We start from the raw sequence: 25353 nt of genomic DNA, 5'->3' as shown, positions 1-25353 counted from the left end.
CTCGCCGTCATAGCCAAGGGTGTTCGGGCAGGCGCCTCATGTGATTGCGGAGGGCGTTGGCGGCGAATCGTGCGGCTGCCTCGCTACCGAAAGTCAGGTGAAAGTCGGGATTCGACTCGTACTGGTCCGCGACTCCGAGAACCATCGCAGTGGACTTCTCTCTGTCGCCGGCGTGCGTTGGCGTTCCGGGGATCTGGGCGAACCAGTTCACGTGCGCGGTCGCCTGTACTTGAGCGGCTGTGGAATCGGGCTCGTGGCCGGCTTCCTGGAGTTCGCGCCAGCGCGCCAGGAGTGCCTCTGTGTCGGTCTTCCAAGCGCTTTGTTCACGAACGGATTTGCCGTGCCACCACTGATTTGAGGCTTCGAACGCGTCGCGTCCCCAACGCTCGACGACCTCGGCTTCGTAGCCGTCGTTGAAGCCCTGGAGCATCACGTCCATCCGGGGTTCGCGGCCTTCCCGGCGCATCGTCAGGGTGTGCTGAACTGCGGCGATGCGCCGCTCGAGCGTCTGCCTGTCCGTATCCAGCTGCTCCAAGTGGGTCTGCAGCGCTTCTATCTCAGCGTTGGGGGTTTCCTGCGCGTTGAGCACCGCGGCAATCTCGGTAAGGGCCATCCCCGTGTCGCGAAGGAGAAGGATGCGCTGTAGGCGTGCGACCGAGTCAGGTCCGTAGTAGCGATAGCCATTGGACCCGACCCGGTCGGGCTGGAGCAGCCCGATGCGATGGTAATGACGCAATGCGCGACCGCTGATCCCCGCCCTTTCGGCGAGTTCCTTGACCGTCCACTCCATCACGCACTCCTCATCGCATCTCGATCCTCAGTCCCGCTTGGACGGTGCGAGGCCGAGGCGAGGCAGAGCCTGCAGCAGGATCTCCGCCGCGGGGGTACGCACGTTCTGCGCCGCGGTCGTGCCTTTGGCTTCGACGTACGCGGCGACCAGTCGCGCTCCGGCGGCGTAACCCGCGCCGGTCGGGAGGCCCACCGGCGAACCACCGAACAGTCGTGCAGTGGCATCGCCGAGAACCCACCCTGCGAAGTCCTGCATCCCGGTGACATCGAGCCCGGTCGCGACCTTCGCAAGCACATGGTCATCAGAGCGGGTCGCATCGCTGACGAAGTGGGTGTATCCGGTGTCGCCATAGAGTTCTGTCGCGAACGTGTCCGCGAGACCCTCGGATATGACGTGCTCTCCAACCGTCACCGTGGCAGGGTTCCAGTCTATACCGCCGGGCGAATAGCGGACATTGTGATGCAGCTCATGGACGGCGATGGCTTCGAGCCGGTCGAGGACGCGTGGGGTGGGCCACACGGTCATGGCTATGTAACCGCTGATTCCGCCGAACCCCGACAACCCCTGAACCTCATTGAGGAAATGCGCGTTGGTGGGATCGCCGAGCACGAGCAGCACCGTGAGATCCGGCACAATCACGCTCGGATCGGCGGCCTTCAACGCGGCTACTCCCGCCTCAAGTGCCCCAGCGACTCGTCTCCACGCGTCAGCGTCGACCAGCATCTGCACACCCTCGCGCAACTGGTCCGAAGGGTTCTCCCAATTGAAACCGAAGTTCTGACGGTGGACGGACGCCATATCTAGCCCGTCAGGAATGAAGTGGTACATGCCTGCCATCGGCGCCCACATCTCTCTCACGAGATCCGCCCGCATATCGGGGGCCGCGTCCAAAACCCGCGCCACCGCAGAGGCGCTGTCAATCAATGAAATTGTCATAACACTTGACTGTAAACATTGACGCAGGGGCAAGGTCAACCATCGCTTCAATCAATGTCCCCGGTCAGTACGACGAGTCGCGACGGACCCGGCGAGCGGTCTTCCGTTCCCTGAGCCTGCCGTAGGCGGTTCCTCGAGCGCGCCGAGGGGCGGTCAGACGTGCTCGGACACCATCACGGCCGTCGTCCCGGGCTCGAGCGCGTCGAACAGGTGCGGAACGTCTCCGGCGTGCGAGAGGTAGTCCCCCGGGCCGAGCTCCACGGTCTCGCCCACAGGACCGATGAGTGCGCGCCCCGTGCTCAGCACCCAGTGCTCGACGACCCCGGGCATGTGCGGCTCCGACAGACGGGGGGATCCCGGCTCCACGACGATGCGGTAGATGTCACGGCGGGCGTTCGGCGGGCAGGCCGAGAGGACGGTCGCCACATAGTCGGAGCCGGAGGCCGCGAGCGCGGGCCCCTCCCCCGCGCGGATCACCTGAACGGGGCGCTTGACCGGTTCGACGAGCCGGGCGAACGGCACGTCGAGTGTGACACTGAGGGCCCACAGCGTCTCGAGGCTCGGGTTGCCCGAGCCGGCTTCCAGCTGCGAGAGCGTCGACTTCGCGATGCCGGCACGACGCGCCACCTCGGCGAGCGACAATCCGGTCCGCAACCGCTCGCGGGTGAGCGCTGCGGCGACCGCGGCGTGCGGCGCTCCGTCATCGGATGGGGTCTGCGTCATTCGTTCACTCCAGCAACCGGGTCGTTCGATTTGACGAACACACGTTCGTCGTTCACCATAGTGTACGTGCGTTCGATATGGAGGTCTCTCGAGAGCAGCACGATGCGCGCCATCGTCCTGGTCTGCCTCGCCGACGGTCTCGTCGGGATCTCCTACGGGGCCGTCGCGGTCAACGCCGGCGTCGAACCATGGGTGGTCATCGCCCTCACCCTCCTCGTGCTCGCGGGCGCTTCGGAGATCCTGTTCGTCGGCATCGTCGCGGCGGGTGGCAGCCCCGTCACGGCCGCGCTCGCCGGCCTGCTCGTCAACTCGAGGCACCTCCCCTTCGGTCTCGCGATCCACGAGGTCGTCGGCACGGGCTGGCGGCGCGTCGTCGGCACGCACCTCATGAACGACGAATCCGTCGTCTTCGCGCTCGACCAGGACACGCTGTCCCGGAAGCGGGCGGCGTTCTGGGCGTGCGGCCTCGGGATCCTGCTGTGCTGGCCAGCGGGTGCGGCGATCGGCGTGTTCGCCGGCTCCGTCATCGAGGACACCGACGCGTTCGGGCTCGACGCGATGTTCCCCGCCGTCCTGCTCGCGCTCGTCTTCCCCGCGCTCCGTGTGCGGCGGACCCGCCGCGCCGCCCTCATCGGCGCGGTGGTCGCGATCGCAGCGACCCCGTTCCTCCCGGCCGGTGTGCCGGTGCTGCTGTCGCTCGTCGGCCTGCTGTTCGGGCTCGGACGAGCGAAGCCGAGCCAGACTGAGGCCGTCTCATGAACCAGCAGCCGATGCTCGTCCTCGCCGGCATCGTCGTCCTCGCGGTCGGAACCTACGGCTTCCGCCTCGCGGGGCCGTTGCTCCGCACGAGAGCCGAGGTCTCCGAACGCATCGAGCAACTCCTCGCGGATGCCGCGATCGTCCTGCTCGTGGCGGTGCTCACGACGACGGCCCTCGCCCAGGACCAGCAGTTCGCCGGCCTCGCGCGCGTTGCCGGGGTACTCGTCGCCGGTGTCCTCGCGTGGCGCCGGGCGCCGTTCGTGGTGATCGTGCTGGCCGCCGCGGTGACGACCGCGCTCCTCCGCCTCGCCGGTGTCGCGTAGGCAGGCAGACGCCCTTCGACAGGCTCAGGGACCGGAGACCGGACGCAGCTCGGGGACGGCAGAGGACTGGTCCCCGAGCGTGTCGAGGGGCGTCGGACGGGGTCAGATGCCCTGCCAGGCCGGCTTGTTCGCGTAGGCGTAGCGGTAGTAGTCGGCGTGCTTCAGCTGCGAGGCCGCGGCCTCGTCGATGACGACGGTCGCCCGCGGGTGCAGCTGCACCGCCGAACCCGGCAGGCTCGCGGAGAGCGGACCCTCGAGCGCAGCGGCGATCGCTGCTGCCTTGCCCTCCCCGAACGCCAACAGCACGAGGTGCCGCGCACGCAGGATGGTGCCGAGCCCCTGCGTGATGCAGTGCATCGGGACGTCGTCGATCGAGTCGAAGAAGCGGGCGTTGTCGCGACGCGTCTGCTCGGTGAGGGTCTTCACCCGGGTGAGCGAGGCGAACGACGACCCCGGCTCGTTGAAGCCGATGTGACCGTCGGTGCCGATCCCGAGGATCTGCAGGTCGACGCCCCCGGCCGCTTCGATGGCGGCCTCGTAGTCGGCGCCGGCGTGCTGGATGGTGTCGGCAGCACCGTTCGGAACCTGGATGCGCTCGGGTACGAGCCCGACCGGCTCCACCACCTCACGGGTGATGACCGAACGGTACGACTCCGGGTGCCCGGCCGGCAGACCGACGTACTCGTCGAGCGCGAACCCCCGCACCTGCGACAACTCCAGCTCACTCGCGCGGGCGGCGAGCGCCTCGTACACGGGAAGCGGGGTCGAGCCGGTCGCCAGACCGAGTACCGCATCGGGTTTCTCCCCGATCAGGGAGGCGATCGCCTCCGCGACGAGGGCGCCTGCGGCACCTGAATCCTGGACGATCACGACTTCAGCCATGTGACGATTCTCCTCTACCCACGAGTGCCGCGCCGACCGCCGCGACGGGTGACCCCGACGGCACGAGGCGCACCCGCTGTTCCAATTGCAGTGATGCGACGAAGCGAGAGCCGGTGGCGGATTCCGCCAGGGCTTCGCGGATGACGACGAGCAGTCGCTCGCCGAGTGCGGTGAGTCCTCCCCCGAGGACGATGTCGTCGGCGTCGACGGTGAGCGTCAGGATGCGGATCGCCGCAGCAGCACCGTGTCCGAGGCGTTTCCGGAGGGCGATGGCCCGCGCGTCTCCGGCGTCGGCGTGATCGAACAGCTCGAGGACGGGCAACGCCGCGGTACCGCCCCATGCCGTGCCGACGGCGCCGCCGGCGGCCATCGTCTCGACGCAGCCGCGCTGTCCGCACGAGCACCGGTCGCCGAGCGGGTCGACGGACAGGTGCCCGACCTCACCGGCGATGCCGCTCGACCCTCGCCACAGCACGCCGTCGCGCACGATGCCAGCTGCGACACCCGTCCCGAGGTTCAGATAGGCCATGGTGCCCGAGCCGTCGAGCAGCTGCCAGGCTCCGAGCGCGGCGGCCTTCACGTCGTTCTCCACCGTGACCGGCACTCCGAGGCGCGATTCGAGGATGGAGCCGAGTTCGAGCTCCTCGACGTCGAGGTTCACGGCGTGTGCGACGCGGCCGGTTCCCGGCACGATGAGGCCGGGGATCCCGACCCCGACCGAGGCGAACGAGGTGATCGGCACGGCGAGTGCGGTGGACAGTCGCCGAACCGCTTCGACGGCCGTGTCCACGACGGCCTCGGGCCCGCTGCCGGTCACGAGACGCAACCGGTGGAGGAGCGCGCCGTCGTCCGTCACCGCGACGGCGTCGGTCTTGGTGCCGCCGATGTCGAGTCCGACCCTCATGCGTACACGCCCATGTTCGACCGGCATCGACGACCGGCGTGGTGGTGCTCCGGCATCAGCCCTTGACCGCCCCGCTGACGAGCCCGCTCGTCAGCCGCCCCTGCACGATGAGGAAGAAGATGATGACCGGCACGGCGACGAGAGCCGAAGCCGCCATGACCTGACCCCAGTCGATCGCGCGGGTGGAGCTCTGCTGGACGAAGCCGCGCAACCACAGCGGCAGCGTCTCGGACGACTGGTCCATGAGGACCAATGCGATCGTGAACTCGTTCCAGCACTGCAGGAACGCGTAGACGCCGGAGGCGACGAGGCCGGGTGCGAGGAGCGGGAAGGTGATGCGCATGAACGCCTGCGTGCGACTCAACCCGTCGACCATCGCCGCCTCCTCGAGCTCGGCGGGGACGCCCGCGACGAACCCGCGGAGCATCCACACCGTGAACGGTACGATCGCGGCGATGTACAGCAGGCTCAGGCCGATGATGCTGCCCTTGAGCCCGAGCGTCGACATCATCTTGTACTGGGCGATGAAGAGCCCCTCAGCCGGCAGCATCTGGACGATGAGCACGGCGAGGACGAACGAGGTGCGTCCCTTGAACCGGAAGCGGCTGATCGCGATCGAAGCCAGGAAGGCGAAGATCAGGCAGCAGAACACGGCCGTGAGCGTCACGCCGACACTGATCCCGAGGGCACTGAAGAAGGTGCCGTCGGCGATGGCGGCCCGGAAGTTGCCGAGCGAGGCCTCGACCGGGAAGAACGTCGGCGTGAACGACTCGAGGTAGCTCTTCGGCAGCAGTGCCGAGTTGATCATCCAGTAGACGGGGAAGACCCAGACGACGGCGATGACGACGGCGAGCGCGCCGAGCAGCGTCTTGCCGACGCGGCGGCGGGTGCGCCCCGGGCGGGCGCCACGCGACGCGCGCGCTGCGGGAGGCGGGACCTGGGCTCCGCCGTGGGTCTCCTCGGGAGCGATGAGGGCTGCGGTCATGGCTGCTTGTCCTCCTTGAGGAGACTGCGGATGTAGAACCAGCTCAGCGCGATCGTGAGCGCGAGGACGAACAGCGCCATCGCCGAACCCTGACCGAAGTCGAGACCGGCGACACCGGACTTGTAGATGTACGTGCCGAGCAGGTCGAAGTCGGCGCTGCGGGATCCGGCGTCCTGCAGGATCGTGATCTGGGTGAACACGCGCAGGTCCCAGATGAGCTGGAGCAGGAGCACGATCGCGATCACGGGACGGATGGTGGGGAAGATGATGCTGCGGAATCGCTGCCACCCGGCCGCGCCGTCGAGCGCCGCGGCCTCGAGGACCTCCTCGGACACCTGTGTGAGCGCGGCGTAGGCGGAGAATGCGACGAACGGCACGGACATCCAGATGATGATGACGCTCGCGACGATGAAGAAGGTCGTCGGCGTGCCCAGCCAGTCGAAGCGGTTCATGTCGACGCCGGGGATCATGTCGAGCAGGTAGTTCACGGCGCCACGACGGCGGTCGAAGAGCCAGATCCACACCGTCGTCGCCGCCACCACCGGCATCGCCCAGGCGAGCAGGAGCCCGACCTGGAGGACGAGTCGTGAGGCCTTGCCGATCACGGTCATGAGCAGTGCCAGCAGCATGCCGATGACGAGGGTGATCGCGGCGGTCACCACGCAGAACACGATCGACCTGATCGCGACGCCCCAGAACTCGGGGTTGGTCGCGACGGCGATGTAGTTGTCGAGACCGACGAAGGGCGGGGCCTGACCGCCGAGCTGCTGGAGGGCACCGTACTTCTGGAAGGACGTGACGACCTGCCAGACGACCGGGTAGCCGAGGCCGAAGAGCAGGATCCCGATGGCCGGGATGAGGAGCATGTAGGGCGCGAACGCCTTGCGTCGACGGTTGGTCGCCGCGGTGCGGGTGATGGCGGCTCGCGGCGTACGTTGCAGCGTCGAGGTCACGATCATCCTCCGTTTCTGGGGGTGGGTGCCTCCCGGCCGTCGCGGTGACGACGGCCGGGAGACGAGGGAGGACTAGCCGTTGATGATCTTGTCGATCTTCTCGTCGTACTCCTTGGCGAGGGCCGTGATGTCGCCGCCGCCGGCGACCTTGCCGAAGAACTCCTCGAGGTACGACTTGCCCTCGACCGCTGCCCAACCGGGAGCGGCCGGGGTGAGCTTGGAGTGCAGAGCGGAGTCGATGAGCGCGGTCGCGAACTGGTCGTCGCCGAGCGAGGAGACCTCGTCGGTGTTGGCCGGGCCGAGGCCGTTCTTGCCGAGCATCTGCTGGTACTCCTTGGAGAACACGATGCGGAGGAGCTCCTTGGCGCCCGCCTGCTTCGTGCTCGTCTTCGAGATGGCGATGTTCGAGCCGCCGGCGAAGACCGGGGCAGGCTTGCCGTCGTTGCCGGGCAGCGGGAAGACGCCGAAGGTGGCGTCGTTCCAGGTGCGCGTCTCGACCGGGGCGCCGTTGGCGTCGAGGACGACCTGCCCGGCGTCGTCGACCTTGTCTCCGGTGAAGTCGCCGACGGACCAGTGTGCCCAGCCCGGAGCGATGATCGTCGCGGCTTCCGGCGCCGCGCCGTCACGGTCGTTGTTGATGTTCACCCAGGGGGTGCTGTCCTTCTCCGTGACCGGAGCGTTGGACGCGTCGGCGAAGAGCGCCTGGAACTGTTCGAGGCCCTTCACGGTCTTGGCGTCGGAGAGCGAGGACTTCCAGGTGTCGCCGTCCTTCGTCGCCAGTTCGCCACCGTTGGCGAAGACCCATGAGACGCCGTTGCGCCAGTCTTCGCCACCGATGTAGAACCCGGACTGGGAGGAGGTCTTCAGCTTGGCGACGTCCTCGTTGAACTCGTCGAGCGTGGTGGGGACGGAGAGGCCCGCCGCGTCCCAGATGTCCTTGCGGTAGGTGATGTAGCGCGAACCGAAGTAGTACGGCAGTGCGTACTGCTTGCCGTCGACCTCGCCGACCTCGACGAAGGACTTCAGGAGCTTGTCGCCGCCCAGGTCGTCGTAGATGGGGCTGAGGTCGGTGAAGGAGCCGGCGTTCGTGAAGGTCGGCGACCAGGTGTTGCCGATCTCGGTGACGTCGGGGGTGTTCTTCGCGTCGGGCAGCTGGTTGGTGAGCTTCGTGAGTGCGTCGCCCCAGCTCTGCTCCTCGATCGTGAGCGTGCCGCCGGTGGCCGCCTTGTACTCGCTGACGAGATAGTCGCGGAGTTCTTGCGGGGTGTCGCCGCCCATCACCCAGAAGGTGATGTCCTGGCCCTTGGCGCCCGCTGCGTCGAAACCGCTCGCGGCCTCTCCCCCGGCCGCGCCGCTCGAGCAGCCGGCGAGGGCGATGGCGGACGCGGTGATCAGCGCGAGGGCGCCGAGCTTGCTCTTCATCATCATGGGTGCTTCCTTGTGTCTCGATGCCGTGTGGCCTGCCGGTTGGCCTGCCCTCTGGTGCGATGTGCAGGACTCGACGAGGTGGGCGGAACGCGGTGCGGTGGTCCGACACCTCGTCGTGTCGATAGTTTGTTAGTAAACCTTACGAACAAACACCGTGCAAGTCCGTACACCCGTTTCCCGCGGAGATTTACCCAGCTGTTACATTCGGGCAGGCAGAAGTCCCCATCGCTTGGTGGATATCACCCGATAGCCTGGAACCAGACCCGCAGCGCGCGGGTGGCCCGGGTACGGGCACCGAACACGGGGGAAGCACACACACCATGAAGAAGAACGCAGCACTCATCGGCGCGATCGCCGTCGTCGGACTGCTCCTCACCGGCTGCTCCGGTGGCGCCCAGAGCAAGGCCGACGCCTGCAAGGTCATCGAATCCGAGGTGACGGATTCGGCGGCTGCACTGCAGTCCGGCCTGAGCTCGCTCTCCTCCGACCCCGAGGGCGCTGTCACGCAGCTCGACGACTTCGCCGGCACCTTCAGCGCCGCCGCCGACAAGGTGACCAATGAAGAGGTCAAGACCGCGGCCGACGCCTCGGTCGACGCACTCAACGCGTTCATCAAGCAGGCGAAGACCGCCGTCGGCGACCCCGCGAGCGCCGACCAGACCGCTCTCACCGACTCGCTCACGAAGCTCCAGACCGAGTTCACCACGCTCGGCACCACCTGCAGCCTCTGAGCCCGAGCCGCGACGGCTCACCGTACGCAGGAAGTGGCCCCGGATCACACGATACGGGGCCACTTCCTGCGTACGGGCCGACTACTCGGCGCGGGCGATGCGCAGCGTCACGATCTCGAACGGGCGCAGTCGCAGCGCGACCGATCCGTCGTCGCCGACGTCGGGCTGCACGCCCCACTCACGTTCCAGGAGGTCGGTGCGTCGGACCGATGCGACCGGGAAGCCGAAGGACACCCGACCGGTCGACCGCCCACCCGAGGCCTCGTACAACCTCACGACGAGATCACCCGATCGATCCTCCGCGAGCTTCACCGCCTCGACGACGATGCCAGGGTCGTCGACCGAGACGAGCGGTTCGACCGCGGCACCCTGCACCGCGCGAAGCGGCAGGTTGATGCGGTAACCCTCCTCCGCGGCGTCGAGGATCGCGGCTCCCACCGTCAGCGTCGAGCGCAGGACGTGACGCCCCTGGTCTGCGTCCGGGTCCGGGAACACCGGTGCGCGGAGAAGCGACTGTCGCACGAGCGTCGTCGTGCCGCCGTCCTCTCGCGTGGACCGCGTGACGTCGTGCCCGTAGGTCGAGTCGTTCGCGACGGCGAATCCGTAGCCAGGTTCGCCGACGTGCACCCAGCGGTGCGCGGCCGTCTCGAACCGTGCGAAGTCCCACGAGGTGTTGACCGCGGTCGGACGGTCGACGTGCCCGAACTGGATCTCCGAGCTCGCCTGGTCGGCGCGCACGTCGAGCGGGAAAGCGAGCTTCAGGAGCTTCTGCCGCTCGTGCCAGTCGATGTCGGTGACGAGGTCGACGGTCGCACGACCGGCGCCGAGAGCGATGGTCTGCGTGATGGACGACGAGCCGAAGCTGCGCACCACTCGTACCGCGACCCTGCCCGGCCCCGCCTCAGCCATCTCGACCGACTCCGCCTCGTCGAGGACGGTGAGGTGCTTGCGGTACTCGACGTCGATGTCCCATGCGTCCCACTGGTTCGGAGTGTCCCGGAAGAGCTGCAGCTCGGCGACGGCCTCACCCGGTGCGACGGCTTCCCGCTCGGCGACGACGTCGAACACCGAGGTGATCCGGCCACGGCCGTCGACCGCGACGCGGACCAGTCCGTTGTCGAGGACGAAGCCGCCGTCCGCCGTTCCACTGAGCTCGGCTCCAGCCTGTTCGACCGCCGGTGCCACACTGAGCGCCGGTATGCCGTCGACGGCATATGGTGACGCGTTGGCGAGCACCGGTTCGCCCGCGCCGCCCGCCAGCGCGTCGAGCGACGAGGAGATGAGCCCATTCAGCCGCTCGGCGACCTCGGCGTAGTTCGCCTCGGCGACCTGGTGCACCCAGGCGATGGAGGAGCCCGGAAGGATGTCGTGGAACTGCTGCAGGAGCACGGTGTGCCACGAGGTCGCGAGGGCGTCGTACGGGTATTCGACACCCGAACGGATCGCGGCCATCGCCGCCCACAACTCCGCCTCGCGGAGCAGGTGCTCGCTCCTGCGGTTGCCGCGCTTGGTCCGTGCCTGCGAGGTGTACGTGCCGCGGTGGAACTCCAGGTAGAGCTCCCCCGACCAGACCGGTGGCGCAGAGTAGCTCTCCCTGGCCGCAGCGAAGAACGCGGAGGGCGAGGCGATCTCGACCGTCGGCGAGCCCTCGAGTGAACGCGTGCGCTCCGCCACTGCGAGCATCTCGCGCGTCGGCCCGCCGCCGCCGTCGCCGTAGCCGAAGGGGATGAGCGAGACGTTCGACTCGCCCTTCTCCTGGTACTGCCGCTGTGCACGGTGGAGGTCCGACGCCGCGAGGACGGAGTTGTACGTGTCGGCCGGCGGGAAGTGCGTGAACACTCTCGTGCCGTCGATGCCCTCCCAGCGGAACGTGTGGTGCGGGAACCGGTTGGTCTCGTTCCAGGAGATCTTCTGCGTCAGGAAGTTCCGAGCCCCCGCCGCCGTCACGATCTGCGGCAGCGCGGCCGAGTACCCGAAGGAGTCGGGCAGCCACACCTCGGTGAGGTCCAGGCCGAACTCCTGCTGGAAGAAGCCCTTGCCTGCGACGAACTGCCGTGCCATCGCCTCGCCGCCTGGCAGATTCGTGTCCGATTCGACCCACATGCCACCGACCGGCACGAAGCGCCCCTCGGCGACGCGGGCACGGATCCGCTCGAACAACTCCGGATAGTGGTCCCGCATCCACGCGAACTGCTGGGCGGAGGAGCAGGCGAAGATGAAGTCGGGATCGTTGTCCATGAGGTCGAGGACGTTGGAGAAGGTGCGCGCGCACTTCCGGATGGTCTCGCGGACGGGCCAGAGCCAAGCCGAGTCGATGTGCGCGTGGCCGACGCCGATGATGCGGTGCGCACTCGCGTAGGCGGGCGAGGCGAGCAGTGGGGCGAGCACCTCCCGGGCCGCCGGCGCAGTGCCCGCGACGTCCTCCGGGTCCACGACCTCCACGGCGCGGCCGAGTCCTCGCAGCAGCTCCGCGCGTCGAGGGAGTTCTGCACCGAGCTCGCGGCGCAGCCCGTCCAGGGTCCAGATGTCCTGCAGCAGCTCCCACACGGGGAGGTCGAGCTGCACGATGTCGACGCGACGGAGGCGGTAGATCGGATCGGTTCCCGCGGTCGCCTTGTCACCGAGGTGCGTCGGCGCGTAGTTCCAGTCGCCCGCGACGTCGGGGTTCGAGGCGGCCTCGACCCAGAGGTCGATCGCGCCACCGGCACCCACGGTGACGGGCACGTGCATGTTGAGCGGTTCGAGCGCCTTGACGATCCGGCCACTCGGGTCGTAGACGAGTCCTTCCGCCTGGAAACCGGGCTGGGTGATGGCGAACCCGAGGTCGATCACGAGTTCGATGCGGGTGTCAGCGTCATCCCACCCGGTCGGCACGGTGCCGGTGACGTGGAACCAGGTCGTCCCCCACGGCTTGCCCCACGGCGAACCGACCGAGAAGGGGGTGAACTCCGCCGTGATCGCCGTGGCGAACGGCACCGGTTCATCCGGTACCTCCCAGGCGGTCACGGAGAGCGGAGCGCTGCGGCGGAAGACGGCCGGGGTGAGGCGTTCCGGCACGAAGCGGGCGATACGGGCTTCGATGAGCGCGTCGTCATGGTGCATGGAGAGGTCCTTCGACTGGTGTGAGGTGACGCTTGGGCGGTGATCCGATGATGCCTGGCGGTGCGCGGCCTGCGGCGGTCCGGCGGCTCACCCCTTGACCGCCCCGGCGAGCGCGAACGAGCCACCGGTCCGGGACACGAGCACGTAGAGCGCGAGGACCGGGATCGAGTAGATGAGCGAGAACGCCGCGAGCTGGCCGTAGGCGACCGAGCCGTACTGTCCGAAGAAGGTGAAGATACTCACCGCCGCGGGTTGCTGTTCGGGGCTCAGAAGGAGCACGAAGGGGACGAAGAAGTTCCCCCACGCCCCGATGAACACGAAGATGAACACGACACCGATCCCAGGCCGCATGAGCGGCACGACGATGCGGGTGAGCGTGGACATCATCGACGCACCGTCCACCCAGGCGGCCTCCTCGAGACTCACCGGGACCGAGTCCATGAAGTTCTTCATCATCCAGATCGCCATCGGCAGCGAGGTCGCCGCGAGGAACAGGATCGTCCCGCCGATCGAGTCGATGAGGTTGAACGCGACGAACAGGCTGTAGACCGGCACCATCATGGCGGTGATCGGCAGGCAGGTGCCGAACAGCACCCCGTAGAGGAACGGCTTGTTCACGCGCATCCGGTACCGCGAGAGCGGGTAGGCGGCGAGCACGGCGCATACGACCGTGATGATCGCGCACCCACCCGAGAGCAGCAGCGAGTTCAGCAGCGGGATGAGTGCCGTCTCCGGGGTCAGCACCGCGATGAAGTTCGCGAGCGAGAAGGTCTCCGGCAGTTTCACCGACAGCGTCGCGCTCGTGTCGAGGGACGCGAGCAGCAGCCACAGCATCGGCAGCAGGAAGCACAGTCCGATGACGACGAGGACGGTGTTCGAGACGACACGCATGGAGGTGCCGCTCGGTGAGGTCATGGCCATGTCAGTCGACCTCCGGTTTCAGGGCCTTCAGGTAGACGATCGAACACAGGGCTCCGACCACGAGCAGGATCGTCGCGATCGCCGTCCCGAACCCGAGTTCGCCGAACTTGAACGCCTCCTGGTATGCGAGCAGCGGCAGCGTGGTGCTGTCGGTTCCCGGTCCGCCGCCGGTCATCACGAAGATGAGTCCGAACACCGACAGGGTCTGCAGCGTCGTGAGCATGAGGTTGGTCGAGATGCTGCGACGGATCATCGGGAGCACGATGTAGCGCAGTCGCTGCCACCCGCGTGCGCCGTCGACCGCCGCCGACTCGGTGATCTCGGGCGGCACGTCGTTGAGCGCCGCCGTGTACACGAGCATCGAGAACGCGGTGCCGCGCCAGATGTTCGCGAGGATCACGGACAGCATCGGGAAGCTGTAGAGCCAACTCGGCCCGGTGATCCCGATCGTCGCGAGCAGGCTGTTGAGCGTGCCGTCGGCGCTGAAGAAGGCGTACGCGGCGAAGGCGCCCACGACTTCCGGGAGCACCCAGGCTCCGACGACGAGCGTCCCGACCACGCCACGCACGACCCCGTTCGCCGACTGCATGAGCAGCGCGAGGCCGAGGCCGAGCACGTTCTGGCCGACGATCGCCGAGGCGATGAGGAAGACGAACGTGAGCAGGACGGACTTCGGGAAGTCCGGGTCCTGGAACAGGGCGACGTAGTTGTCGAAGCCGACGAACGACGCCCCCTGGGCCGCGGATCCGGACAACGACGAGTCGGTGAACGAGCCGTAGAACGACGAGATGACAGGGCCGAGCAGGAACACGGTCAGCAGCAGCACCGCGGGCAGCAGCGGGAGGGAGCGGATGAGACTCCTCCGCGTGCCGACGCGGCGCCGCTCCGGGGAGGGGACGGGCGGGCGCATGCCCGCTCGTCCCGCACCCGTCGGGGCGACGACGGTGGCCACGACGACTACTTCGCCTCGGTGGTGCCGGCCTCGCCGACGATGCCGATGACCGCCTTGTCGTAGGCGGCTGCTGCCTCCTCGGCGCTCTGCTGACCGGTCATCACCGCTTCCATCGCGACGGTGATCTCGTTGGAGATCTTGGCGTAATCGCTCGTGGCGGGGCGGAAGTGGGTCACGTCGACGATCTTCGAGAAGAACCCGAACGTCGGGTTCGATGCCTGGTAGTCGGCGTCCTCGGAGACGTCGCTCCGCACCGCGATCTGGCTGGCGGCGATGTCGTAGCTCTGCGAGTTGTCCTTGTCGAGGGCGAGCTCGATGAACTTCCAGGCGGCGTCCTTGTTCTGGCTCTTGGACCCCATCGCGAGCGTCCACCCGCCGGACATACTGGTCGCGCCCGGCGCCTGACCGTCCTGGGTGGGCATCGGTGCCTGAGCCATCACGTCGTTCCACTCGGGCCACGGCGCGGTGCCGGTCTCGAGCCAGGTGCCGCTCAGCCAAGAGCCGTCCAGGCTCATCGCGAGGGTGCTCTGCGGCAGCCACTCGTTCGCGATCGACGTGCCGACGTTCTTGTCGAGGGCCTGCTCCGGAGTCGGTCCGAGTCCGTCCTGGTAGATGTCTCCGATGAATTCGAGCGAGTCGATGAAGCCCTGCGAACCGATCACCCACTTCTGCGAGTCCGTGTCGTAGAGCGTGTCGTCGGTGCCGTAGAGGAACATCTCGAAGCCCTGCATCGTCGCGGCTTCACCCTGCGCCTTGCCGGAGTAGATGTTCAACGGGATGACGTCGGCGTCGGCGGCTTTGATGGTCTCCGCAGCCTCACGGACGTCTGCCCACGTCTTCGGCTCCCACGGCACGGGCAGTCCGGCGTCGGCGAAGAGGTTCTTGTTGTACCAGAGCGCACGAGTGTCGGTTCCCATCGGGATGCCGTAGGTCTTGCCGTCGTCGCCGAGGCCCGCGGCTTTCGCGTTCTCGTAGAACGTGTCCCAGTCCTCCCAATCGCCGAGGTACTCGTCGAGGGGCGCGAGGTAGCCGGCGTCGGCGTCGGACTTCACCATGAAGGTGTCCTCGTACATGATGTCTGGGGCGGTGGACGCGGACTTGTTCATGAGCGCGAGCTTCGTGAAGTAGTCGTTCTGCTGCGCCTCGATCGGGATGAGCTTGACCGTGACACCGGGGTTCGCTTCCTCGTACGCCGCCTTGACCTGCTTCATGTGGTCGTCGAGCTGGGTGAAGGTACCGAACTTCTGGTACGCGACCTTGAGCTCATTGGCGTCTCCGCCTCCCCCGCCACTGCAACCGGCGAGAGTGAGACCGGCGACCGCCGTGATGGCGACGACGCTGAGTGTGCGCTTCATGGATGCTCCCTTGCTCCACGACCGTTCCTCCACGAGCGGCTTCGTCGTCGTCCGTGCGTTGGTCTTGGATAACTCAATCGAATTGATTAAGTACTGTCAAGAGGTTTCTCCATCGAAGTGACGAATCCGTCCGGGTGTTCCGCCTCGGTCGACCCTGAGCCGTGCGGCGGCGGTTCAGCGGGAGAGGAGGAGCGCTGACGGTCGCGGCGAGAACGTGTTGTCCAGCACGAGGCAAGCCGCGCCGACCGCGGTGATGTCACGCTCGGCCCCCGACTCCGCGAGGACGATCTCGTGTCGCTGCACGAGCGCCGGGTTCCCGGCCAGCCCCTCCGGCAGTCGGCGGAGCAAGGCCTGGCCGAGTGGTTGCCAGAACGGTCCGCCGAACACGATCCGGTCCACGTCCAGGAGGTTGACAACCGTCACGAGCGCGTCGGCGATCCGCGCAGCGGTCCGGTCGAGCAGCTCGGACGCCGCCGGGTTCCCCCGCTCCCCCGCTGCCACGAGCGCCTCGAGCCCGCGCAGCACCCGCTCGGCATCGAGCTCACCCGCGGCCGTCTCGACCACGCCGGCGAGCGCCGCCTCCTGCACCAACTGGGCTGGAGCGATGAGCACACCGACGCACCCGGTCCGACCGCACGAGCAGCGGTCGCCGCCGAGCCGCGGGTCGACGATGATGTGCCCGGCGTCCCCGGCATTGTGACTCGAGCCCCGCACCACCTCATGCCCGAGGACGAGCCCGATCCCGAAGCCGGTGCCGTAGTAGAAGAAGGCGAAGTTGTCGCGCTGTTCACCCGATCGCAGCCAGAGTTCGGCGACCGCTGCCGCCGTGACGTCCTTCTCGAGCAGCACCGGCAGGCCCGTCGCCTCGAGCAGGGCGTCACGCAGTTCGACGAGTTCCCATCCCACGAGCAGCGGCGGGTCGATGAGGATCCCTCGCGCCGCATCGATGGGCCCGGGCGCCGCGATCCCGACGCCGAGCACGTGCTCCCGGTCGACACCGGTCTCGTCGATGAGCGCCTCGATCGATGAGGCGATCGCATCGATCGCGGCCGCCGGCGAGGTGGCGGACGGCGTCAGACTCCGCGAATGGGCGATGACCCGACCCTCGAGATCGAGCATGACGAAGCTGATGACGCCGGGGTCGAGGTGGACGCCGATCGCGACCCGCGCCCGCGCTTCGAGCTGCAGGATGGTCCGAGGCTTCCCCGGACCGGAGCTCGTCTTGCCGGCCTCGAGCACGACACCGTCGGCCAGGAGGCGCTTGGCGACGTTCGACACGGTCTGGGCGGAGAGGCCGGTCTGACCGGCGAGTTCGACCCGGCTGAGCCCGTCGGGCGCGCGCCGGATGAGGTCGAGCACGACCGCACGGTTGTAGCCGCCGAGGGCCGGCAGGTTGGTGCCTCGTTGCACGTCGCCCCCTCGGGTGTCGGATGGATCGATCCATCACAGTATGCCCGTCCGGCGGCACGCTCCTGCGCGCCCCACCCGGGACTACTTGACCGAGCCCTCCGTCAGCCCACCGCGCCAGAAGCGCTGCAGGACGATCATCGCGATCGCGAGCGGGATGATCGACAGCAGCGCTCCGCCGGTGGTCAGCTCGTAGAACTCCGGCAGACGGTCCACCTGGCTGCGCCAGTTGTTGAGCCCGAGCGTGATCGGGTACAGCTTGCTGTCCGACAGCATCACGAGCGGCAGGAAGTAGTTGTTCCAGATCCCGACCAGCTGGAACAGGAACACCGTCACGAGTGCGGGTGTCAGGATCTTCAGGCCGACCGTGTGGAAGATCCGCAGCTCGCTCGCCCCGTCGATCCGTGCCGCTTCGATCAGCGAATCGTCGATCGTGGCGTCGGCGTAGATCCGGCACAGGAACAGACCGAACGGGGAGACGAGCGACGGCAGCAGCACCGCCCAGTAGGTGTTCGCGAGACCCATCTGGCTGAAGAGCAGGAACAGGGGTAGTGCGGTCGCCGTGCCGGGCACCAGGACACCGCCGAGGATCGCGCCGAACACGAGGTTCCGTCCACGGAAGCGGTACTTCGCCAACGCGTAGCCCCCGGCCGCCGCGAGATAGGTCGCGATGAGCGCGCCGACCCCGGCGTACAGCACCGAGTTGCCGAACCACCGGACGAAGATGCCACCGTCGAAGGTGAGCACCTCCTGCAGGTTCGACCACAGCGAGAACTCGGAGCCGAGCAGGAAACCGTTGCTCGCGAAGAGGTCCTCCGTGCTCTTCGTGGCCGCGAGGACCACCCAGTAGACGGGCACGAGGAAGTACACCGCGACCACGACGAGGATGCCCGTGACGAGGATCCGCATCCCACGGGAGCCCTGTGAGCGCCGGTGCCGTTCGGTCAGGACGTCGATCTGCTTCGCGGACGCGGCCGTCGTGATGCTGCGGGTGGCGCTCATGAGGCCCTCCTCGAGGTCAGACGCAGGAAGATGAACGAGAGTGCGAAGGCCACCAGTGCGATCAGGACGGCCTGAGCTGCAGCGACGTTGTAGTCGTTGTAGGCGAACGCCGTGGTGTACGCGCTGAGGTTCGGCGTGTACTCGTTGTCGATCGCGGGTGCGACGGTCTGCAGGACCTGCGGTTCCGCGAAGAGCTGCAGCGTGCCGATGATGGAGAACACCGTCGTGAGGATGAGCGCCGGCCGGATGAGCGGCAGCTGGATGTTGAACGCCACCCGGAACGGTCCGGCGCCGTCGACCTTCGCTGCCTCGTAAACCTCGTTCGGGATCGCCTTCAGCTGCGCGACGATGATCATCATGTTGTAACCGGTGTACGTCCAGGTCACGATGTTCGCGATCGACCACAGCACCGTGCCTGCACCGAGGAAGTCGAGCTCGATGCCCATCGCGCCCGCGATGTCGACGATGGGGCTGAGACCCGGCACGTACAGGAACGACCAGAGGATCGTGGCGATCACCCCCGGGATCCCGTAGGGCAGGAAGTACACGGCTCGGAAGAACCCGGGCCATTTCGCCGAGGCGGATTCGAGCAGGAGCGCGAGCACGGTGCACAGCGCGATCATCACGGTGACCTGCACGACGCCGAACAGCAGCATGCGACCGATTGAGGCGATGAAGTTGCCGTTCTCGAGCGCCTGCGCGTAGTTCGAGAACCACGCGAACTCGCTGGTGACACCCTCCTCCCCGAAGACGCCCAGGCGCTGCACGCGTGTGAAGCTGCTGCCGATCGCGACGACGATCGGCAGGATGAAGGTCAGGATGAACAGCGCGAGGAACGGTCCGAGCAGGACCCACGGTGCGGCGACAGACGTGCGACGGCTCCGCTTGCGATCGACGGATCCGAGCCCCGCATCCGGTGATGCGGTGCGTTGCGTCGCGGCGCTCACGATGCGGCCTCGATCCGCAGGCCCTTGTTGCGGAACGCCGTGATGATGTCACGCTGCCCGCCCACCACCGCATCGACGAGGGAGCCGCCCGAGGCCTTCTTCCGGAAGCCGTCGGCCAGGATGTTGAACGACTGCTGGGTCAGCGGCCACCATTGCCAGTCGTTGTTCTGATCCCTCGCCGCCGGCACGAAGACCTCCTCGTTGTAGTTCTGTCCGCCGAAGAACTCACTCGGTTGCATCCGCGCCGTACCGATGAAGTCGTCGTTCGGCGACCAGCCGATGCCGGAGTGCTCGATCATGGCGTTGATACCAGCCTCGCTCGTCGTCATCCAGACGGCGAACTCGAGCGCCTCCTTGGGATGCTTGCTGTTCGCGAGCACGGCGGCCGTCGAGCCGCCCTGGAAGGTCGAACCGTAGCCCTGGGAACCCCAGCGGGGCAGCGGCGCGACCCGCCACTTGCCCTCAGCACCAGCGACGCCCTGCAGCAGGGCGTCTCCCCAGCTCGCTCCCGCGAGAGAGGCGATCTTGTCGTCGGCCGCCGCTGCGAACCACGCGGGCGAGAACTGCGTGAACCCGGTCGTCATCACCCCGTCGTCGATCGCCTTGTCGAAGAACCGGGCGACCTCGAGGGTCGCGTCGTCCGTCATGTCGACCTTCCAGGTGTCGCCGTCGATCGTGAACCAGGAGGCTCCCGCCTGCGTGGCCATGGCCGCGAACCAGGAGGCGTCGTTCAGTGCGAAGCACTCGAGGTACATGCCGGCCTCGCGCACGGCCGCGGCCGTCACCATCCACTCGTCCCAGGTGGTCGGCACGGAGGCGCCGGCTCGTTCGAGGAGGTCCGGCCGGAAGTAGAGCGCCATGGGACCCGAGTCCTGCGGGATGCCGTAGACCCCGTCGACGTAGGAGACCTGGTTCCACAGGGTCTCGTTGTAGCGCGAGGCGTACTCGTCGGCCCCGTAGCGGCGGAGGTCGACGAGTCCGTTGACGAGCAGGAACTCCGGCAGCGTGCGCATCTCCACCTGAGCGAGGTCGGGGCCACCGCCGGCGGCGAGCGCCGAGTAGAGCTTCTGGTACCCGCCGTTGTTCCCGCCCGGGATCCACACCGCCTCCACCTGGACGTTCGGGTGGTCGGCGTTCCAGACGTCGGCCACCTTCTGCAAGTCCTTCAGCCAGGCCCAGTAGGTGAGGGTGATCTTCTCCCCCGACACCGCCGGGGCGATCGTCGGGCCGGCGTTCGGCGAGACCGTTCCCGGGGTGGAGCAGCCGGCCAGCAACGCCGTCGCGCCTCCCGCTGCAGCCCAGGCCAGCAACTGTCTTCTCGTCATCGGTGACATTCCGTGGGTCCTCACTCATCGTCGAGGTGGTCCGTCGACGCTAGCACGGCCCCCGAACGGGGAGGGCACCGGGCAGACGGAACGGGGCCCGGGAGCAGCTGCTCCCGGGCCCCGTGGCGTGTTTCTGGTGGCGACTAGGCCAGGCGTGCCTTGAGGTTCGCCGAGATCGTCTCGAGGAACTCCTCAGTCGTCTGGTAGCTCTGCTCGGGGCCGACGAGGAGCGCGAGGTCCTTCGTCATGGCGCCGGACTCGACCGTCTTGATGACGACGTCCTCGAGCGTCGCGGCGAACTCGATGAGCTCCTGGTTGCCGTCGAGCACACCGCGGTGCTGCAGGCCACGGGTCCACGCGAAGATCGAGGCGATCGGGTTCGTGGACGTGGGCTTGCCCTGCTGGTGCTGACGGTAGTGACGGGTCACCGTGCCGTGCGCGGCCTCAGCCTCGACGATCTTGCCGTCCGGCGTCGCCAGGACGCTCGTCATGAGGCCGAGCGAGCCGAAGCCCTGCGCGACGGTGTCGGACTGGACGTCGCCGTCGTAGTTCTTGCACGCCCACACGTAGCCGCCCTCCCACTTCATGGCCGAAGCGACCATGTCGTCGATCAGGCGGTGCTCGTAGGTGATGCCTGCGGCTTCGAACTGCTCCTTGAACTCCGCGTCGAAGATCTCCTGGAAGATGTCCTTGAACCGGCCGTCGTAGGCCTTCAGGATCGTGTTCTTCGTGGAGAGGTACACGGGGTAGTTGCGGTTCAGGCCGTAGTTGAGGCTGGCACGGGCGAAGTCGCGGATCGAGGAGTCGAGGTTGTACTGGACCTGCGCGATGCCGTCGCCGGGCGACTGGAAGACCTCGAACTTCTGCGGCTCGGAGCCGTCGTCCGGCGTGAACTCGACCGTGAGCTTGCCCTCGCCCTTGAACAGGAAGTCGGTGGCACGGTACTGGTCGCCGAACGCGTGACGACCGATGATGATCGGCTTGTTCCAGCCGGGCACGAGACGCGGGATGTTCGAGATGATGATCGGCTCGCGGAAGATGACGCCGCCGAGGATGTTGCGGATGGTGCCGTTCGGGCTCCGCCACATCTTCTTCAGGCCGAACTCCTCGACGCGCGCCTCGTCGGGCGTGATCGTCGCGCACTTGACGCCGACGCCGTGCTTCTGGATGGCGTGCGCGGCGTCGATGGTGATCTGGTCATCGGTCTCGTCGCGCTTCTCGATGCCGAGGTCGTAGTACTCGAGGTTCACATCGAGGTAGGGGTGGATGAGCGAGTCCTTGATGAACTGCCAGATGATGCGAGTCATCTCATCGCCGTCGAGTTCGACGACGGTGCCTTCGACCTTGATCTTCGACACTGATTGTCCTTTCTGGTGCCGCCCTGAGCCGAGCGGCCTACGGAGGTGCGCACGCGGTGGAGTGCTCCGCATGCCATGGAGGGGCCGCTCCGAAAGGTGGGACGGCACGGCCGTGACCTAGCTTACAAGACCCACGAGGTCTCTTGATGTCGAGAGAATTCCCGGGCGGTCCGACGCGCAGTGCCCCTCGTCTCCTGTGGGTCGCCCGTGGATGTCGGTGAACGCCGCGTGTCGGTCGATTCGCGGGCTACCCGGCATCGGCTCGACAGGTTAGCCTAAGGACATGGCTGAGCTCCGACTGGAAGAACTGTCCGCGAAGACGATCGTGGCGGTCAACGCGCTCACCCTGAAACCAGGGCAGGAGCAGTTCATCGCCCCGGTGTCGTACGCCGTCGCCGCGGCCGTCGTCAACCCGGCCACCTCCTGGCAGCGGGTCGTGCTCGACGGCGACGAGGTCGTCGGCTTCGTGTCCGCGAACTTCGACCACGAGTCACCCCAGGACGAGTTCCGCTCGGCGCTCTGGCGGATCAACGTCGACGCCGACGACCAGGGTCGTGGCGTGGGCCGGTTCGCCGTCGCCTCCCTCATGGAGGAGGCCCGCAAGCGCGGCTTCGACCACGTCAACGTCATCTACGAGCCCGGCGACTCCGGTCCCGAGGCCTTCTTCCTCCGCGTGGGTTTCTCCCCTGTCGGCGAGACCGCCTACGGGGAGACCATCGGCAGCATCAGCCTGTGACGCGATGACGTCCGACTCGGCGGACGCCTTCGCCGAGGCCGTGCTCGCTGTCGTCGCCGACATCCCCGAGGGCTGCGCACTGAGCTACGGCCAGGTCGCCTCGATCATCGGATCGAAGTCGGCACGTGGCGTCGGCCGCGTGATGGCGCACTACGGCCACTCGGTGCCGTGGTGGCGTGTCGTCCGCTCAGGTGGGTTCCCGCCGCTCGGTCACGAGGAGCGAGCCCTCGAGCACTACGAGGCTGAAGGGACCCCTGTCGTCAGGATGAGCGGCGGTCGGTACCGACTCGGTCGTGAGGCCCTGCTGCACTGACCGGCGGGAGTCAGCCCTGCAGGGTCATCGTGATGACGGTCCCGTGCCCGCCCGGGCTCACGACCTCCATCGAGCCGCCGACCGCGTCGATCCGGTCGGCGAGTCCGCGCAGGCCGCTGCCCGCGGCCGGGTCGGCTCCCCCGATGCCGTCATCAGCCACGGTGACCACGAGCCCGCCGTCTGCGTCGTCCCGGACGACGACCTCGCACGCGGTGGCCAAGGAGTACTTGGTCACGTTCGCGAGGCACTCTGAGACGAAGTAGTACACCGTCGACTCGATGAGCTGCTTCGGTCGATCCCGCAGCTCCACGGTCACCCGCGTGACGACGGTGCACCGACGTCCGAGTTCGGCGAGCGCCGGCGCGAGCCCGCCCTCGGCGAGCAGTGCGGGATGCAGCCCTCTGGCGAGCTCACGAAGTTCCTTGATCGCACTGGCGAGCTGGTCGATCGTGGTCTCGAGCCCCTCCGACAGGGCGAACTGCCCCTGGGCGCGGGCCTCGTCACTCGCCATGCGCAGTCGGAGCGCCACAGAGAACAGTTGCTGCTGCGACCCGTCGTGCAGGTCGCGTTCCGCTCGCCGACGCGCTTCGTCGGCCGCCTGGACGATCCGCAGACGGGAGCGGCTGACCTCGCGGAGCGTCTGCCGCAGCTCGGAGGTCAGGCGCTCGTTGTCGATCATGATCCGCAGCGACGCGGACACGGATCGCAGCAGCTGCGGGTTGTCGAGGAGGGCCGCATCGTGCTCGATGTAGACGAGCGGCGCATCGGCGTCCCCCACGCTCGACATGGCTCGACCCCGCGCATCGCCGTCGGTCGGGCGATGGGACCCTGGCCAGACCAGGCGGGCGGTGCGGTCGCCGAGGACCGTCTTCACCGAGCTGTCCCAGCGGTCGTGCCCCGTGTCCGTCATCTCGCCGGTCTGGACGAGGTCGACAGCACGGGCGCGGATCGCACGCATCCTGACGAGACCGGTGGCGTAGGCGGCCGGGACGAACGCGACCGAGAGGACGTTGAGGTCCTCGACCGCCAGCCGCAGCTCGCTCGGCCACTCACCGAAGCGGGCCAACGTCCAGACGATGCCGATGACGAGCCACAGCACGAACGCGACGGGCATGATGAAGGCGACCTGGCGCGCGGCACCGCTGCTCCGGGCCCAGCGCAGGAGGACGACGCCCGCGACCACGGCGGCGAACGCGCCCATCACGCCCGCGTGCACCTGGGCCAGGACCTCCGCGACGTCTGCGTTCGCGAGGACCGCGTACGGGCTCGGCTCGTGCGCTGCATCGAGCGGGTAGTCCGGTCGGAGCAGCAGTGTCGCCGTGGCAGAGCACAGCAGGTAGGCGGTCGCGGTGACGACGAGACGCCGGTCGAATCCTCGGCGCAGCCGTCCGGCGGGGAAGGCGAGCGCCAACCACACCAGGACGACCCCCGGCAGCACCGAGATCCACATCAGCAGTGGCCAGAGCCACCCTGCGTCCACACCGTACGCCCACATGTAGGCGGTCTCGGCGAGCACGTAGCCGACCATGACCCACGCGGGGGTCGAGGTCGGCGCCAACCACCAGACGAGCCCTGACGCGATCAACGCCGCGAGGTGCCCGATCAGCCACGCCAGCTCGTTCCCGTCACCGACGCCCGGACGGATGACGCCGAACACGATCGACAGGACGCAGACAAGCGCCGCCGCCGACAGGATCAGCAGTCGCACCGGCCAGGGTGCACGTCCGACACCGACCGGGGCCGGTCGCGGCAGAGAGGTGGCGCGTCCGCGAGAGCGGACCTTAGACATCCGTGTGTTCCAGCCAACGCACGACCGCGAGCACGCGGCGGTGGTCTGCCGGAGAGTCCTCCAGCCCGAGTTTGGCCAGAATGCGGCTGATGTGCGCCTCGACGGTCTTGAGACTCACGACGAGCGCGGACGCGATACCCGAGTTCGACCGCCCCTCGGCCATGAGGGTGAGCACTTCGCGCTCGCGCTCGGTCAGGTGGTCGAGGCCGTCGGAGCGGGTGCGTTCCGCCACGAGCAGGGACACCACCTCCGGGTCGACGACCGACTCCCCCGCCGCCACGCGTTCCACGGCGGCGACGAGCGTTCCGGAGTCGGAGACGCGGTCCTTCAGGAGGTACCCGGTCCCGTTGCCGGAGCCGAGCGCCCTGACGGCGTAGGCGGGGACGGCGTAGGTGCTGAGCAGCAGGACGCCGGCGGTGAAGCCGCTCGCCCGGAGCTCTTCGAGTGCGACGATGCCCTCGTCGGTGTGCGTCGGTGGCATACGGATGTCGAGCACCACGGCATCGACGGCGAGCCCGCCGTGGATCTGCTCCAGGAGCTCAGCAGCCGAACCGAGTGACGCGACGACCTCGTGCCCGTTCGCCTTCAGGATCTGCGCGACACCCTCCCGAAGGAGCACGGCGTCGTCCGCGACGGCGACGCGCAGTGCGCGTGATTCCTCACTGACCATGCGCTCATTGTCGCAGCTAATCGGACGACAGGTGTAGTGCGCTCGGGGGTGCACCGCGTGGT

24 protein-coding genes are annotated in these 25353 nt (G+C 67.7%); 5 read left to right on the top strand and 19 right to left on the bottom strand.

The features are described from left to right. Window positions 1-7 precede the first annotated feature (7 nt). The 3 genes from KXS11_RS01525 to KXS11_RS01515 all read right to left on the bottom strand — a co-directional run bounded on the left by KXS11_RS01525 (window position 8) and on the right by KXS11_RS01515 (window position 2449). Window positions 8-790, bottom strand: a complete 783-nt coding sequence (locus KXS11_RS01525) for a MerR family transcriptional regulator (RefSeq protein WP_437383683.1) — start codon at window positions 788-790, stop codon at window positions 8-10. 27 nt (window positions 791-817) lie between these two features. Further along, entirely contained in the window at window positions 818-1726 is a 909-nt protein-coding gene (locus KXS11_RS01520; protein WP_437383682.1) for a DUF2268 domain-containing protein, read from the bottom strand. Window positions 1727-1879: 153 nt separating this feature from the next. Then, window positions 1880-2449 carry a helix-turn-helix domain-containing protein gene (locus tag KXS11_RS01515; protein ID WP_437383681.1) on the bottom strand — a complete coding sequence of 190 codons (570 nt, stop codon included), beginning with the start codon at window positions 2447-2449 and terminating at the stop codon, window positions 1880-1882. 102 nt (window positions 2450-2551) lie between these two features. On the opposite strand from KXS11_RS01515, the gene KXS11_RS01510 reads away from it, so the two are divergent. After that, window positions 2552-3208, top strand: a complete 657-nt coding sequence (locus KXS11_RS01510; RefSeq protein WP_437383680.1) for an AzlC family ABC transporter permease — start codon at window positions 2552-2554, stop codon at window positions 3206-3208. Next, window positions 3205-3531, top strand: a complete 327-nt coding sequence (locus tag KXS11_RS01505; protein WP_437383679.1) for an AzlD domain-containing protein — start codon at window positions 3205-3207, stop codon at window positions 3529-3531. Before KXS11_RS01510 ends, KXS11_RS01505 begins: the two co-directional genes overlap by 4 nt. Before the next feature lie 102 nt (window positions 3532-3633). On the opposite strand, the gene nagB is transcribed toward KXS11_RS01505, so the two are convergent. The 5 genes from nagB to KXS11_RS01480 all read right to left on the bottom strand — a co-directional run bounded on the left by nagB (window position 3634) and on the right by KXS11_RS01480 (window position 8683). Then, window positions 3634-4413, bottom strand: coding sequence for a glucosamine-6-phosphate deaminase (gene nagB, locus KXS11_RS01500; RefSeq protein ID WP_437383678.1), 780 nt, complete (start codon window positions 4411-4413; stop codon window positions 3634-3636). Further along, window positions 4406-5317, bottom strand: a complete 912-nt coding sequence (locus KXS11_RS01495; protein WP_437383677.1) for an ROK family protein — start codon at window positions 5315-5317, stop codon at window positions 4406-4408. The genes nagB and KXS11_RS01495 overlap by 8 nt, the downstream gene beginning before the upstream one ends. A gap of 55 nt (window positions 5318-5372) precedes the next feature. Beyond that, a complete protein-coding gene (locus KXS11_RS01490) occupies window positions 5373-6302 on the bottom strand; it encodes a carbohydrate ABC transporter permease (RefSeq protein WP_437383676.1) in 930 nt (309 codons plus the stop codon). Then, entirely contained in the window at window positions 6299-7261 is a 963-nt protein-coding gene (locus KXS11_RS01485) for a carbohydrate ABC transporter permease (RefSeq protein WP_437383675.1), read from the bottom strand. Before KXS11_RS01485 ends, KXS11_RS01490 begins: the two co-directional genes overlap by 4 nt. Window positions 7262-7327: 66 nt before the next feature. Then, window positions 7328-8683, bottom strand: a complete 1356-nt coding sequence (locus tag KXS11_RS01480; RefSeq protein ID WP_437383674.1) for an extracellular solute-binding protein — start codon at window positions 8681-8683, stop codon at window positions 7328-7330. Window positions 8684-9003: 320 nt separating this feature from the next. On the opposite strand from KXS11_RS01480, the gene KXS11_RS01475 reads away from it, so the two are divergent. Beyond that, entirely contained in the window at window positions 9004-9414 is a 411-nt protein-coding gene (locus KXS11_RS01475) for a hypothetical protein (RefSeq protein ID WP_437383673.1), read from the top strand. An 81-nt stretch (window positions 9415-9495) separates the two neighbouring features. Here the strand turns inward: KXS11_RS01475 and KXS11_RS01470 are convergent, their stop codons facing one another. From KXS11_RS01470 to KXS11_RS01430, 9 genes are all read right to left on the bottom strand, one after another. Continuing rightward, window positions 9496-12516 carry an alpha-mannosidase gene (locus tag KXS11_RS01470; protein ID WP_437383672.1) on the bottom strand — a complete coding sequence of 1007 codons (3021 nt, stop codon included), beginning with the start codon at window positions 12514-12516 and terminating at the stop codon, window positions 9496-9498. A gap of 87 nt (window positions 12517-12603) precedes the next feature. Next, the gene (locus KXS11_RS01465) at window positions 12604-13437 is read right to left on the bottom strand and encodes a carbohydrate ABC transporter permease (protein WP_437383671.1); all 834 of its coding nucleotides are present in this window, start codon (window positions 13435-13437) and stop codon (window positions 12604-12606) included. Between the two features lies 1 nt (window position 13438). Next, on the bottom strand, window positions 13439-14347 hold the full coding sequence (locus KXS11_RS01460) for a carbohydrate ABC transporter permease (protein ID WP_437384125.1): 909 nt from the start codon (window positions 14345-14347) through the stop codon (window positions 13439-13441). 47 nt (window positions 14348-14394) lie between these two features. Beyond that, on the bottom strand, window positions 14395-15744 hold the full coding sequence (locus tag KXS11_RS01455) for an extracellular solute-binding protein (protein WP_437383670.1): 1350 nt from the start codon (window positions 15742-15744) through the stop codon (window positions 14395-14397). 174 nt (window positions 15745-15918) lie between these two features. Continuing rightward, window positions 15919-17154: an ROK family transcriptional regulator gene (locus tag KXS11_RS01450; RefSeq protein ID WP_437383669.1), complete on the bottom strand. Its 1236-nt coding sequence runs from the start codon at window positions 17152-17154 to the stop codon at window positions 15919-15921. Between the two features lie 81 nt (window positions 17155-17235). Next, window positions 17236-18153 (bottom strand): carbohydrate ABC transporter permease, encoded by a 918-nt coding sequence (locus KXS11_RS01445; RefSeq protein ID WP_437383668.1) that lies wholly within the window; start codon window positions 18151-18153, stop codon window positions 17236-17238. Next, window positions 18150-19100, bottom strand: coding sequence for a carbohydrate ABC transporter permease (locus KXS11_RS01440; protein ID WP_437383667.1), 951 nt, complete (start codon window positions 19098-19100; stop codon window positions 18150-18152). Before KXS11_RS01440 ends, KXS11_RS01445 begins: the two co-directional genes overlap by 4 nt. Further along, window positions 19097-20434 (bottom strand): ABC transporter substrate-binding protein, encoded by a 1338-nt coding sequence (locus KXS11_RS01435; protein WP_437383666.1) that lies wholly within the window; start codon window positions 20432-20434, stop codon window positions 19097-19099. Before KXS11_RS01435 ends, KXS11_RS01440 begins: the two co-directional genes overlap by 4 nt. Before the next feature lie 134 nt (window positions 20435-20568). Further along, window positions 20569-21783: an NADP-dependent isocitrate dehydrogenase gene (locus KXS11_RS01430; RefSeq protein ID WP_437383665.1), complete on the bottom strand. Its 1215-nt coding sequence runs from the start codon at window positions 21781-21783 to the stop codon at window positions 20569-20571. A gap of 283 nt (window positions 21784-22066) precedes the next feature. On the opposite strand from KXS11_RS01430, the gene KXS11_RS01425 reads away from it, so the two are divergent. Continuing rightward, window positions 22067-22519, top strand: a complete 453-nt coding sequence (locus KXS11_RS01425) for an N-acetyltransferase family protein (protein ID WP_437383664.1) — start codon at window positions 22067-22069, stop codon at window positions 22517-22519. 4 nt (window positions 22520-22523) lie between these two features. Beyond that, the gene (locus KXS11_RS01420; protein WP_437383663.1) at window positions 22524-22832 is read left to right on the top strand and encodes an MGMT family protein; all 309 of its coding nucleotides are present in this window, start codon (window positions 22524-22526) and stop codon (window positions 22830-22832) included. Window positions 22833-22842: 10 nt separating this feature from the next. On the opposite strand, the gene KXS11_RS01415 is transcribed toward KXS11_RS01420, so the two are convergent. Together KXS11_RS01415 and KXS11_RS01410 are read right to left on the bottom strand one after the other, a co-directional pair. After that, window positions 22843-24621, bottom strand: a complete 1779-nt coding sequence (locus KXS11_RS01415; protein ID WP_437383662.1) for a sensor histidine kinase — start codon at window positions 24619-24621, stop codon at window positions 22843-22845. Next, complete coding sequence (locus KXS11_RS01410; protein ID WP_437383661.1) at window positions 24614-25291, bottom strand: LuxR C-terminal-related transcriptional regulator; 678 nt, start codon at window positions 25289-25291, stop codon at window positions 24614-24616. Before KXS11_RS01410 ends, KXS11_RS01415 begins: the two co-directional genes overlap by 8 nt. Window positions 25292-25353: the final 62 nt, after the last annotated feature.

The sequence above is a fragment of the Plantibacter flavus genome (assembly GCF_051487245.1).
Lineage (GTDB): Bacteria > Actinomycetota > Actinomycetes > Actinomycetales > Microbacteriaceae > Plantibacter > Plantibacter flavus_B.
The sequence above is the reverse complement of the archived record's forward strand: the minus strand, read 5'-3'. Positions and strand labels throughout refer to the sequence as shown.